Genomic DNA, 12,219 nt, shown 5'->3' with positions numbered 1-12,219 from the left:
TCTCCCCTTTACTCGCCGGTGGTCCCGGCGGGCCCGGCCGCCTCGGCCGGAGGCGCCTCGGCGGCGCCCGTCTCCCGCTCGCGCGGTCCGGCACCGCGGGCCACGGCGGCGGCCTTGGTGGCGCGGTGCGGCGCGAGCACCATGATCATGTTACGGCCGTCCTGCTTCGGCGCGGCCTCGACGTACCCCAGCTCCGAGATCTCGGACTCGAGCCGGCGCAGGAGCCGGTAACCCAGCTCCGGGCGGCTCTGCTCGCGACCGCGGAACATGATCGTCACCTTGACCTTGTCGCCGGCCTTGAGGAACCGCACCACGTGACCCTTCTTGGTCTCGTAGTCGTGCGGATCGATCTTCGGCCGGAGCTTCATCTCCTTGATGACGGTCTGCTGCTGGTTACGCCGCGCTTCGCGCGCCTTCAGTGCGCTCTCGTACTTGAACTTGCCGAAGTCCATGAGCTTGCACACCGGCGGGCGCGCCATCGGCGCAACCTCGACCAGGTCCAGGTCGACGTCCGCGGCCAGCTGAAGGGCGCGCTCCAGCGGGACGATGCCCACCTGCTCACCTTCAGGGCCGACCAGTCGGACCTCACGTGCCCGGATCTGCTCGTTCACGCGTGGTTCGACGCTGATGGGGCCTCCTCGAGTCGAGTCTCCTACGGTGCCGACTCCGCGGGCTCCCGGGCGGGAGCCGACCCGGAAAGCAGAAGGCCCCGGCGCATGCCAGGGCCCGCTCGACCGGTCAGCACGATCACATGATCGCGCATCCGGAACCGGGACACGCCCAGAACCGGGGACCGGACCCGGCCACCTTCGCGGCGACTCGGGTGGGAGCAGGCGCTCCGCTTCAGGACCGCCCACACGTCAGGGGACGGGAGCAGTCTGGTCGACCCCGCAACACTACACCGTCACCCCACCCCGCCCCAAACCGCCCCACCATCCGCCGTCGCGGACGTCGCACGGCGGGGCGGCGAGGGTCAGCGGGTGGCGGCGAGGGTGGCCAGGTGGGCCTGGTGCAGGCGGCGCAGCGCGCGTACCCCTTCGACCGCGCGCTCCTTGTCGGCGGCCTGGAGGGCGACCATCGGCAGCAGGTCGTCGTCGTGCAGCTCCAGGCTGGCCCACGGGGCGCCGCGGTCGAACCGGACCCCGCGGACGACCTCCCAGGGCAGTTCGTGCGAGCCGATCACGTTGCGGACCCGGACCCCCTTGGCGTCGGCCACCACCCGGGGGCGGGTGAAGAGCAGGATGCCGAGGGCGCCGAAGACACCCAGCCCGATCATGGCGAGCTGGTCGCCCCGCTGGAACGTGCCGTAGCCGTTGCCGACGCCCCCGGTCAGCGAGGTGGCCACCAGGCTGAACACCACCAGCAGAGCGGCGGCCGAGACCCAGCAGACCAGCCGGATCCGGCGCGGTCGCACGGTCACCGCTGAATCGCTACTGGGCTTGATGGTTCGCTCGCTCCGCTCGGTCACCCGACCAGTCTGCCATCCGGCTCGGGCTCGCGTTCCGCCGCCACACGGACCGGTGCGCGCCGCCGCACGCCGGCCACCAGCACCGCCACCGCGGTGAGCCCGGCGCCGACCAGCACCGGCCAACGCGCCCCGGCGCCGCCGGGCAGCACCACGTCCAGCACCAGGGCACCACCGAGCTGCCCGGCGACCAGCGCCAGCCCGGTCCGCAGCACCCCGGCCGCGCGGACGCCCACCAGCAGGGCGAGCACGATGCCGACCCCGAGCAGACCGCCGATGTAGAGCCACCACTGCCCGGGCCACGTGGGCCGGGCGGCGAACGCCCCGACCAGGGCCGCGACCACCAGGATCACCGGGGTGCCGACGGCGAAGTTGACCGCCAGCCCGGCGGCGGTGCTGCCAGCGGCGGAGACCCGACCGTTCAGCGCGGACTGCAGGGCCACCGCCAGCCCACCGGCGACCGCGAGCCCGACCAGCCCCACCGCCAGGTTACCGACCGGGCGGCCGAGCTGGGCGAGGGTCACCGCGGCGATGCCGAGCAGCCCCCCGGCGACCCGGGGCGCGGTGAGCGGCAGCCGCCCCACCGGGGACAGACCCACCCGGTCCACGGCCAGCCCACCCAGACTGCCGCCGGCCACCTGGGCGATGGTGAACACGGCCACCCCGAGCACCGGCACGACGTACGTGCCGATCACCACGATCGCCGCCCCACCCAACCCGCCCAGGTACGCCCACCACGGCAGGCCGGCGCGACGCAACGCGGCCAGCCCGCTCCGCATCGAGGGCACGGCGAGCAGCCCGACCAGGACGAGGAGACTGCCGCCGAGGTTGTTGACCACCGCGCCGAGCACCGGGCCGCCGGCCCGCTCCCCCAGCTCGGAGTTCACCACGCCCTGGGCGGCCGAGGCCACCCCGCCGAGGACGACCAGCGACAGGGCGACCGGGGCCGGCAGCGGCCTCACAGCCGGCAGGCGTGGATGTTGGTGACCAGGATGGCCCGGGCACCCAGCTCGTAGAGCTCGTCCATGATCCGGTGCACGTCGTCCCGCAGGACCATCGCCTGCACGGCGACCCAGCCCTCGCGGTGCAGCGGCGAGACGGTCGGCGACTCGATGCCGGGGGTCAGCGAGCTGGCCCGGTCGAGCAGCCCGGCCGGCACGTCGTAGGCGAGCATCACGTAACGCCGGGCGACCAGCACGCCGTGCAGCCGACGCAGCAGCTGGTCGGCCTGCGCACAGCCGGGGGCGCCGATCCGGCGGACCAGCACCGCCGAGGAGCGCAGCAGCGGCTCCCCGAACACCACCAGCCCGGCCTGGCGCAGGGTGGCACCGGTCTCCACCACGTCGGCGACCACGTCGGCCACGCCGAGGCGGATGGCGTTCTCCACCGCGCCGTCCAGGCGGATCACCTCGGCCTTGACGCCCAGCTCGGCCAGGTGCCGCTCGACCAGGCCCGGGTACGCGGTGGCGATCCGGTGCCCACCCAACTGTTGGACGGAGTCCACGTCCTCTGGCCGGGAGGCGAACCGGAACGTGGCGCGGCCGAAGTTCAGGTCGACCACCTCCTCGGCCGGCGCGCCGGAGTCGATCAACAGGTCCCGGCCGGTGATGCCGACGTCGAGGTCACCGGAGCCGACGTAGGTGGCGATGTCCTTGGGGCGGAGATAGAAGAACTCGAGGTCGTTGGGCTCGTCCCGGCAGACCAGGTCCTTCGGGTCGGTGCGCTGGCGGTAGCCCGCCTCGCGCAGCATCTGGGCGGCCGACTCGGCCAGGGCGCCCTTGTTGGGAACGGCGACACGCAGCATGGGTGGAGTGCTCCTTCGGTCGATCGGGGTGATCAGCGGACGGGAACACTCACAGATGTCGGTAGACGTCCTTGAGTTCGAGACCGGTGGCCAGCATCAGCACCTGGGCCTGGTAGAGCAGTTGGGAGATCTCCTCGGCGGCCCGCTCGGGGCCCTCGTGCTCGGCGGCCATCCACGACTCGGCCGCCTCCTCGACGACCTTCTTGCCGATGAAGTGCACCCCCTTCTCGAGCGCGGCGACCGTGCCCGAGCCCGGGGTGCCGGCGGCGGCCTTGGCCTGCAGCTCGGCGAACAGCTCCTCGAACGTCTTCACGGGAGGCGATTCTTCCAGCTTGCCGGCGGGGCCGCGCGCGGCGGGGCCGGGTCGGCCCGGTGGCCGGGACGGCACACCCGGGTGTGGGCCTCTTCCGGTCAGATCGCCGGCGGTTGGCACGTGCGCAAGGCCGTGGGGTTGATCAGCTGTCACTCCCTTTGGACCTGATATCACAGGCGACTCGCCCCCGCCTCGGCGAACGACGCGGCGTGATCCGATGCCGGCAGCCGCCACTCCTCGGTCCTGCAGCGATTCGTTTGTGATGTCAGCTCCATAGGCGGCGAGCAGTCATGCCTTCCGCAAACCTCTGGGCCGATGGAAGCACGGCGACCAGGGCCAGAGCATCTGTGCGACCTTCGGCGGTAAGCAGGAGTTCTCGGCAGGTGGCTGGCCGGGCCGCCGGCGAGGTGGCCGAACGGGTCGGCGAGAGCCCGGCCAACTGCTCCTGACACCTGCGCCAGCTCGCCAAGTACGGCTTCGTCACCGAGGCCGGCGGCGGCACCGGCCGGCAGCGGCCGTGGCGGCTGGTCACCGAGGGGTACCGGTGGGGCCAGGGCGAGCAGAGTCCCGAGCTGGCGCAGACCGGCGACGCCGCCGCCCGGATCCTGCTCGACCTGGAGTACCGCAAGCTCCGGGACTGGTGGGCGGCCCGCCGCCAGCAGCCCGCCGCCTGGCGGGACGCCGGCTTCTTCAACCAGTTCATAGCGTGGTGCACCGCCGACGAGCTCAATGGCCTGCAGGCGGAAACCCAGGCGCTGTCTGGGCGCTACCTGGACCGGCTCACCGACCCGGCGGCCCGCCCGCCGGGCTCGCGGCCGGTGCGGTTGATGGCCTGGGGCGTACCCGAGGTCGACGAACCGGCCGTCGGCAGGGCCGACGCCGAACGGAACACGGGAAGCGGACCGGTCGGCGGCGAAGCCGACGGGAGCACGGAACACGGGACGGTCGTCAGCGACGCCGACGCGGAGGGGAACGAGGCCCGATGAGACAGCTGCTGCGCCGGCCGGACTTCCGGTTCTTCCTCGCGTTGACCGTGAGCATGGTCGCCGAGTCGGTCCTGCTGCTGGCCCTGGCCGTGTGGGTCAAGGAGCTGACCGGCTCCGACGGGCTGGCCGACGCCACCTTCGTCGCGCTGACCGCGCCGATGGTGCTCGCCCCGCTGGTCGGCTGGGTGGTCGACCGGGCGCCCCGCCGGACGCTCTTCGTGGCGCTCAACGCGGCCACCGCAGCGCTGCTGCTGCCGCGCCCACCGGCACCCCCCGCCGGGTAGCTCCCCGTCCACCTCGTCGGGTTGGGCAGCCGAGTCGGGATCGATCAGGCGAAGCCCACCCGGTGGCCGTTGATGGCGTCGAGGCCGCGGATGGCCAGGGCGGCGTCCAGGGCCGCCACGGTGGCCGCCCAGCCCTTGTCCTCCGCCGAGCCGGACAGGCCGGCCCGGTCCCGGGCCTGCTCGATGGTGTCCACGGTGAGCACCCCGTGCGCCACCGGCTTGCCCTCGTCCAGCGCAACCCGGGTCAGCCCCTCGGTCACCGACTTGCAGACGTAGTCGAAATGGGCGGTGGCGCCCCGCACCACCACGCCGAGGGCGACCACCACGTCGTACCGGCGGGCCATCGCCTGGGCCACCACCGGCAGCTCCACCGAGCCGGCCACCCGGGCCACCACGGGCCGCGCGCCGCACGCCTCGGCGGCGGCCACCGCCCGGTCGACCATGTGGTCGGTGAGGTCGCCGTGCCAACGCGCGGCCACGACGCCGACGGTCAGCCCGGCGGCGTCCACCAGGGTGACGCCCGGTTCCCCAAAACCCGCCATGCCTACGCTCCGATCTCGTCGCCGGCGACCGGGCGGCCCATCGGCGCCTCGGTCCCCTCGTCCAGCCCCTCCAGGAGGTGGCCCATCCGATCCCGCTTGGTCCTCAGGTAACGCACGTTCTCCGGGTTCGACCGGACGGGCAGCCCCTCACGGCCGCTCACCGTGAGGCCGTACCCCTCCAGGCCGGCCCGCTTGGCCGGGTTGTTGGTCAGCAGCCGCATCGAGCGCACGCCCAGGTCGTAGAGGATCTGCGCGCCGGTGCCGTAGTCCCGGGCGTCGGCGGGCAACCCCAGGTCGAGGTTCGCGTCCACGGTGTCCCGGCCCTGGTCCTGGAGCTGGTACGCCTGGAGCTTGCGCAGCAGCCCGATGCCGCGCCCCTCGTGCCCGCGCACGTAGAGCACCACACCGCGCCCCTCCTGAGCCACCCGGGCCAGGGCGGCCTGCAGCTGGGGGCCGCAGTCGCAACGCAGCGAGCCGAAGACGTCGCCGGTGAGGCACTCGGAGTGCACCCGGACCAGCACCTCCGCCCCGTCACCGAGATCGCCCATGACCAGCGCGACATGCTCGGCCGTGTCGTGCTCGGTGCGGTAGCCGAGCGCCCGGAACACGCCGTACGGGGTGGGCATCCGCGCCTCGGCGACCCGCTCCACCTGCTTCTCCGTGCGCCGCCGGTAGGCGATCAGGTCGGCGATGGTGATCAGCGTCAGCCCGTGCTCGGCGCAGAACTTCTCCAGGTCCGGCAGGCGCATCATGGTGCCGTCGTCGTTGACCAGCTCGCAGAGCACCCCGGCCGGGCGCAGCCCGGCCAGCCGGGTCAGGTCCACGGCCGCCTCGGTGTGCCCGGGCCGGCGCAGCACGCCGCCCGCGCGGGCCCGCAGCGGCACCACGTGCCCGGGGCGGGCCAGGTCGGCCGGGCCGGTCGACGGGTCGGCGAGCAGCCGGATGGTGTGCGACCGGTCGGCGGCGGAGATGCCGGTGCTGACCCCCTCCCGGGCGTCCACGGTCACCGTGTACGCGGTGCCCCGCCGGTCCTGATTGGTGTGGTGCATCGGCGGCAGGTCCAGCCGGTCGCACTCGCTCTCGGTGAGCGGCACGCAGATGTAGCCCGAGGTGTAGCGGACCATGAAGGCGACCAACTCCGGGGTGGCCAGCTCGGCCGCGAAGATCAGGTCACCCTCGTTCTCCCGGTCCTCGTCGTCGACCACGACGACGGGCCGGCCGGCGGCGATGTCCGCCACCGCCTGCTCAATGCTGCCAAACGTCATGCTCATACAACGGCCTCCGAGTACGTCGGCGGGATCTCACTGCGGGCGGGCCCGGCGGCCCGGGAGGTACGCCACCAGGCGGCCAGGCCGGCGGCGCAGAACCCGCCGTAGAACAGGTACATGGCGGCCGACGGATAGAAGCCGCCGCGCAGCAGCAGCGGCACCCCGACCGCGTCGACGGCGATCCAGATCAGCCAGAACTCCACCCAGCCGCGGGCCATGCCGTACGTGGCGAGCAGGCTGCCGACCAGGATCCAGGCGTCCGGCAGCGGCCCCCACGAGCCCAGCGCGCCCAGCACCGGGTACGCGACGGCGGTGCCGAGCACGGCGACGGCGAGCAGGCCGAGCCGCTCCCGGCCGGTGGCCCAGCGCGGGGTGACCGCCGGCTGCTCCCCGGCCCCGGCACGCCGGTTACGCGACCAGCGCCACCAGCCGTAGAGGCTGACCGCGAAGAAGAAGACCTGCCGGCCGGCCTGACCGTAGAGGTCGTGCGCCTGCGGGGTGGCGAAGGCGCCGCCGAGGAAGACGGTGAACAGCAATGCGTTGCCGGCCATGCCGACAGGCCAGGCCCAGACCAGCCGGCGCAGCCCGAACAGCGCGGAGGCGAGCCCGAAGACGTTGCCGACAATCTCCCGGACCAGCACCGGCGAGCCGGCGATCTGGAGCTGGGCGTCGAGCAGCCAGCCGAACGGGCCCATCAGTGGTCACCCGGGACAACCGCGCCGCCGGGCAGCGCCGGGCCCCCGGCGAGGCGGTCGCCGAGCAGCCGCTCGACGTACTTGGCCAGCACGTCCACCTCGAGGTTGACCGGGTCGCCGACGCCCTTGGCGCCGAGCGTGGTGAGCTTGAGCGTGGTGGGGATCAGCCCGACGGTGAACCAGTCGTCGCCGACCTCGGCGACGGTCAGCGAGACGCCGTCGACGGTGATCGAGCCCTTCTCCACCACGTACCGGGACAGCGCGGCGGGCAGCCGGAAGCGGACGGTCTCCCACTGGGCGGCCGGCTCCCGGGCGATGATCTCGCCGACCCCGTCGACGTGCCCCTGGACGAGGTGCCCGCCGAGCCGGCTGTTCAGCGCGGCGGCCCGCTCCAGGTTGACGGGGTCGCCCGGGCGCAACGCCCCGAGCGCGGTGCGGCGCAGGGTCTCCCCCATCACGTCGGCGGTGAAGACGCCGCCGTCGACGTCGACCACGGTCAGGCAGACCCCGTTGACGGAGATGGAGTCGCCGTGTCGGGCGTCCGAGGTGACCAGCGGGCCGCGGATGGCGACCAGCGCGGAGTCGCCCCCGGTCTCGACGGTCCGGATGACCTCGCCCAGTTCCTCGACGATGCCGGTGAACATTTCAGGCCTCCCTCTTCCGGGGCAGCGCGGTGATTCGCAGGTCGGGGCCGACCTGCGTGACGTCGGTGAGTTCCAGGTCGATGACGTCGGCGATGGTGGTCACGCCGGCGTCGAGCAGCGCGGTCGGGCCGGCGCCGAGCAGCTTCGGCGCGACGTACCCGACGACCTTGTCGACCAGGCCGGCGGCGAGGAACGCGCCGGCCAGCCGGGGGCCGCCCTCCAGCAGGGCGGCCCGGACGCCGCGGTGGTGCAGCTCCGCGAGCAGCGCCGGCAGGTCGACCCGGCCGTCCGGCCCGGCCCCGACCTCCGTGGCGGTGGCGATCCAGGTCCGGGCGGCGCCGTCGCGGACCCGGGCGTCGGCCGGGGTACGCCCCGAGCTGTCCACCACCACCCGCAGCGGCTGCCGGATGGCCAGGGTGCCGTCGCGCAGGTTGCGGGCGGTGAGCCGGGGGTCGTCGGCGAGCACCGTGCCGACCCCGGCGATCACCGCGTCGACGGTGCCGCGCAGGGCGTGCACGTCGATCCGGGCCGCCTCTGAGGTGATCCACATGCTGGTGCCGTCGGCCGCGGCGGAGCGCCCGTCGAGGGTGGCGGCGTACTTCCAGATCACGTACGGCCAGCCGCGGCGCATCGAGGTGAGCCAGGCGATGTTGCCGGCCTCGGCCTCCCCGACGCGTACCCCGATCTCGACTTCGATTCCGGCGGCGCGCAGGGTGGCCGCGCCGCCGGAGGCGATCGGGTTGGGGTCGGGCACGGCGACCACCACCCGGGCGACCCCGGCGGCGATGAGCGCATGGCTGCAGGGGCCGGTACGGCCGGTGTGGTCGCGGGGTTCCAGGGTGACCACGGCGGTGCCGCCCCGGGCGCGCTTGCCGGCCTGGGCGAGGGCGACGATCTCGGCGTGCGGGCCGCCCGCGTACGCGTGGAACCCCTCGCCGACGATCTCGCCGGCCGCGTCGAGCAGCACGCAGCCGACCAACGGGTTGGGGCTGGTGGTGCCGAGGCCGCGGGCCGCCAGGGCGATCGCGTGCCGCATCGCCTCGTCGACGGAGACGCTCGCCATCGCCTGCCCCTGCCCTCTCGCTCGCCAGGTACGCGCGGGCGAGGCTGGGAGGTGGCGACACGGATGCCGCGGACAGGCGGCGGCGGAGACCCGGGGACGGCGACGCCGGCCCCGAGAAAGCCCACGCGGCGCTGACGGTGCCAGCGGCCGGCAGAGGCCTCCCCGTCCCGCGCGCTGTCTCCCATCCGGACTGTCTGGGGGCGGACGAGCCGCGCCCCAACCGTCGGCCCCGGATTCTCACCAGGTCCACCGTCCGGCCGAAGCCGTCCGGGTCGCGGGCTTACCACGGTCGGACCGTGGATCACCGCCGGTTCGGAATTTCACCGAGCCCCGCCAGCGCGTGGTGGGTACACCGAGAGTCTTACACGTCGGACGGGGGGCCGCGCCAGAGAGGCGAGCTACTTCACAGGGAAGCGGGACCCGATCAGGTCACCCCGCGCCGGCGGTCGACCGCGACGTACGACCCGGGTTGGCTCTTGGCGACCGACTTCATCTCGGAGGCGACGGCGATCGCCTCGAGTGGATCGGTGAAGCGCTTGTTGGCGTCGGAGAGGGAGACCCCGATGGAGAGGGTGACCAGGGCGGCCCGCCTGATGTTGCCCCGCCGGTCCTTCAGCTCGACGAAGCCACGCTCCCGGTCGACCGGGTCGTACAGGGCGTCGGCGGCGTTCTCGAAGTCCTCCACCGCCCGGAAGGTCAGCGGGCGGACCTGCTCCGGGGCGCAGACGATGACGAAGTCGTCGCCGCCGACGTGGCCGAGGAACGCCGGCGGCAGGCCGATCGACACCACGGCCCGGTGCAGGCTGCGGGCCAGGGCGGAGATGAACTCGTCGCCCCGGACGAACCCGTACCGGTCGTTGACGCTCTTGAACCGATCGATGTCGACGTAGCCGACCGCGTAGTCGGCGCCGCTGCGCACCCGGTCGCTGATCTCGCGGCGGATCCGGCTGTTGCCGGGCAACCCGGTCAGCGGGGAGACCTCGCGGAACTCCTTGTTGCGGCGCAGCGTGGAGCTGACCCGGGCGACCAGTTCGGCGGTGTCGAAGGGTTTGACCAGGTAGTCGTCGGCACCGGCGCTGAGGCCATTGACCTTGTCCACGGTCATGCCCTTGGCGGTCAACATGATCACCGGCAGCGCCGAGGTCATCGGGTCGGCGCGAAGCCGGCGGGTTAGCTCCAGGCCGTCGATGCGCGGCATCATCAGGTCGACCACGGCCAGGTCGGGCCGCTGCCGCTCGATCACCTCGAGCGCCTCCTGGCCGTCGCTGGCGTGCAGCACCTCGAAGCCGTGCAGGCGTAGGTTGAACTCGACGAACCGCGCGATGTCCTCGTCGTCGTCGACGACCAGGATGACGTCGGGTCGCTCGCTGGCCGGGTCCACCTCAGGCCCCGGAGGCCGCGCGTTCCGCCATGGCCCGCAGGCGGCGGACCGCCTCGGCGGGATCGTCGGCGCCGTAGACCGCGGTGCCGGCGACGAAGGCATCGGCGCCCGCCTCAGCGGCCTGCTCGATGGTGTCGGCGGCGATCCCGCCGTCGACCTCGATCCGCAGCTCCAGGTGGCCGCTGTCGACGTGCCGCCGGGCTGCACGCACCTTGTCCAGCAACTGCGGGATGAACCGCTGCCCCCCGAAGCCGGCCTTGATCGTCATGATCAGCAGCGTGTCGAAGCTGGGCAGCAGCTCCAGGTACGGCTCGATCGGGGTGTCCCGGTCGATCGCCAGCCCCGCCTTCGCCCCGGCCGAGCGGAGGTCCTTCGCGAGCGCCACCGGGTCGTCGCACGCCTCGGCGTGGAACGTGACGTTGTACGCCCCGGCGTCGGCGTACCCGGGGGCCCAGCGGCGCGGGTCCTCGATCATCAGGTGCACGTCGAACGGCAGCTCGGTCGCCGCGCGCAAGCTCTGCACCACGGGCAGCCCGATGGTCAGGTTCGGCACGAAGTGGTTGTCCATGACGTCGACGTGCAACCAGTCCGCGGCGTGTTCGACGGCGCGGACCTCGTCGGCGAGGCGGGCGAAATCGGCGGCCAGAATGCTGGGGGCGATGATCGGCGGCGGTACGGTCACCGGGCCAGTGTACGAACGGCGCCTTCGTCGCCCGCAGCCCGGCACCGCCCGCCCTCCCCGCCACCGCCCTCCCCGCCACCGGGCCCCGGTGCCGTATGCTGCACCGCCGTGGCATGAGGTGCACCACGACGACGGGGAGGTCGGTGGGGCGATGCGGCGAAGGTGGACGGCGGTCGCCGTCGGTGTGACGGCGATGCTGGCGCTCGCCGGATGCGGCGTGCCGGCCGGGGTGGACCGGGACCTGGCCGACGACTGGCCCGCCTTCCCGGCCGCCGAGGCGTTCGTGCCGGCGGCCGAGGTCTGTCACGCCACGATCCAGGACGTCGGCTACCTCAGCGGCTACAACCCGATCGACTGCACCACCTCACACCGCGCCGAGACGCTGCACGTGGGCACGCTGACCGATGCGGATACCGGTCGGGACGCTCCCCCACGCACCGGATCGGACGGGATGCGGACCGCGTACGCCGAATGCGACCGGCAGGTCAGCAAGGCGGTCGGGGCCGACTGGCGCTCGGGACGGCTGCGGCTGTCCATCGTCTTCCCGTCGGCGCCGGCCTGGAGCGGCGGTGCCCGCTGGTTCCGCTGTGACCTGTTCGAGGTGACCAGCCTGGACGACGACAGCGTGACCGCACGCAGCGCCAGCCTACGCAACGCTCTGACGCCGGGGTCCCCGCTGGCCTACGGCTGCTTCGAACCGAAGCTCAGCAAGGACGACATCGAGGAGATGCGACCGGTCGCCTGCACCGCGAAGCACCACGCCGAGTTCGTCGGAATCCACCCGTTCCCCGACGTCACGTACGCCGACTTCCAGCGCGACTCCGAACGGGCGCACAAGGCGTGCCGGGCGCTGATCGCGGCATACGTCAAGGTGCCGAACAACAGCGACATGCGGTACCGGGCCGGCACGATCATCTACCACCCCGTCGCGGAGCAGTGGAACGACGGCGACCGCGGGGTGCAGTGCTTTCTCTGGCTGGGGAACCGGACGCTGACCCGCTCGCTGAAGGGTGCCGGCAGCAAGGGCCTGCCGGTCCGCTGACCGGGCCCGCGCACAGGCCCGGCGGGTGGAAAGGCCCGCGCGCAGGCCCG

Annotated in this window: 13 protein-coding genes, 1 pseudogene and 1 riboswitch; of the genes and pseudogenes, 2 read left to right on the top strand and 12 right to left on the bottom strand. The window is 73.2% G+C overall.

The genetic code is table 11. The annotated features are described in order from the left end of the window. Positions 1 to 8: 8 nt before the first annotated feature. From infC to ACNAW0_RS23750, 5 genes are all read right to left on the bottom strand, one after another. Entirely contained in the window at positions 9 to 611 is a 603-nt protein-coding gene (gene infC / locus ACNAW0_RS23770; RefSeq protein WP_416290189.1) for a translation initiation factor IF-3, read from the bottom strand. A 362-nt stretch (positions 612 to 973) separates the two neighbouring features. Next, positions 974 to 1,420: a PH domain-containing protein gene (locus ACNAW0_RS23765; protein ID WP_416290188.1), complete on the bottom strand. Its 447-nt coding sequence runs from the start codon at positions 1,418 to 1,420 to the stop codon at positions 974 to 976. Positions 1,421 to 1,464: 44 nt separating this feature from the next. Continuing rightward, positions 1,465 to 2,427 (bottom strand): DMT family transporter, encoded by a 963-nt coding sequence (locus tag ACNAW0_RS23760; RefSeq protein WP_416290187.1) that lies wholly within the window; start codon positions 2,425 to 2,427, stop codon positions 1,465 to 1,467. Continuing rightward, complete coding sequence (gene hisG / locus ACNAW0_RS23755) at positions 2,424 to 3,269, bottom strand: ATP phosphoribosyltransferase (RefSeq protein ID WP_416290186.1); 846 nt, start codon at positions 3,267 to 3,269, stop codon at positions 2,424 to 2,426. Before hisG ends, ACNAW0_RS23760 begins: the two co-directional genes overlap by 4 nt. Before the next feature lie 49 nt (positions 3,270 to 3,318). Further along, entirely contained in the window at positions 3,319 to 3,582 is a 264-nt protein-coding gene (locus ACNAW0_RS23750) for a phosphoribosyl-ATP diphosphatase (protein ID WP_036375234.1), read from the bottom strand. 982 nt (positions 3,583 to 4,564) lie between these two features. On the opposite strand from ACNAW0_RS23750, the pseudogene ACNAW0_RS23745 reads away from it, so the two are divergent. Beyond that, positions 4,565 to 4,825 (top strand): annotated as a pseudogene (locus tag ACNAW0_RS23745) (MFS transporter); the annotation flags it as partial. Between the two features lie 71 nt (positions 4,826 to 4,896). Here the strand turns inward: ACNAW0_RS23745 and ribH are convergent. The 7 genes from ribH to rpe all read right to left on the bottom strand — a co-directional run bounded on the left by ribH (position 4,897) and on the right by rpe (position 11,127). After that, entirely contained in the window at positions 4,897 to 5,394 is a 498-nt protein-coding gene (gene ribH / locus ACNAW0_RS23740) for a 6,7-dimethyl-8-ribityllumazine synthase (protein WP_416290185.1), read from the bottom strand. Positions 5,395 to 5,396: 2 nt separating this feature from the next. Next, the gene (locus ACNAW0_RS23735) at positions 5,397 to 6,659 is read right to left on the bottom strand and encodes a bifunctional 3,4-dihydroxy-2-butanone-4-phosphate synthase/GTP cyclohydrolase II (protein WP_416290211.1); all 1,263 of its coding nucleotides are present in this window, start codon (positions 6,657 to 6,659) and stop codon (positions 5,397 to 5,399) included. Positions 6,660 to 6,661: 2 nt separating this feature from the next. Then, positions 6,662 to 7,357 (bottom strand): nicotinamide riboside transporter PnuC, encoded by a 696-nt coding sequence (gene pnuC / locus ACNAW0_RS23730; protein WP_416290184.1) that lies wholly within the window; start codon positions 7,355 to 7,357, stop codon positions 6,662 to 6,664. Beyond that, a complete protein-coding gene (locus ACNAW0_RS23725; protein ID WP_416290183.1) occupies positions 7,357 to 8,001 on the bottom strand; it encodes a riboflavin synthase in 645 nt (214 codons plus the stop codon). The genes pnuC and ACNAW0_RS23725 overlap by 1 nt, the downstream gene beginning before the upstream one ends. 1 nt (position 8,002) lies before the next feature. Beyond that, entirely contained in the window at positions 8,003 to 9,064 is a 1,062-nt protein-coding gene (gene ribD, locus ACNAW0_RS23720; RefSeq protein ID WP_416290182.1) for a bifunctional diaminohydroxyphosphoribosylaminopyrimidine deaminase/5-amino-6-(5-phosphoribosylamino)uracil reductase RibD, read from the bottom strand. Between the two features lie 169 nt (positions 9,065 to 9,233). After that, positions 9,234 to 9,406: riboswitch (FMN riboswitch) on the bottom strand. Positions 9,407 to 9,488: 82 nt separating this feature from the next. After that, on the bottom strand, positions 9,489 to 10,547 hold the full coding sequence (locus tag ACNAW0_RS23715; protein WP_416290180.1) for a response regulator: 1,059 nt from the start codon (positions 10,545 to 10,547) through the stop codon (positions 9,489 to 9,491). Beyond that, a complete protein-coding gene (rpe, locus tag ACNAW0_RS23710) occupies positions 10,447 to 11,127 on the bottom strand; it encodes a ribulose-phosphate 3-epimerase (protein WP_416290178.1) in 681 nt (226 codons plus the stop codon). The genes ACNAW0_RS23715 and rpe overlap by 101 nt, the downstream gene beginning before the upstream one ends. Before the next feature lie 151 nt (positions 11,128 to 11,278). Here rpe and ACNAW0_RS23705 point away from each other — a divergent pair, with 151 nt between their 5' ends. Further along, entirely contained in the window at positions 11,279 to 12,169 is an 891-nt protein-coding gene (locus ACNAW0_RS23705) for a septum formation family protein (protein ID WP_416290210.1), read from the top strand. The last annotated feature ends 50 nt before the right edge of the window (positions 12,170 to 12,219 follow it).

The sequence above is a fragment of the Micromonospora sp. SL1-18 genome (assembly GCF_047921505.1).
Lineage (GTDB): Bacteria > Actinomycetota > Actinomycetes > Mycobacteriales > Micromonosporaceae > Micromonospora.
This window is presented reverse-complemented; position numbering and strand designations above follow the sequence as displayed.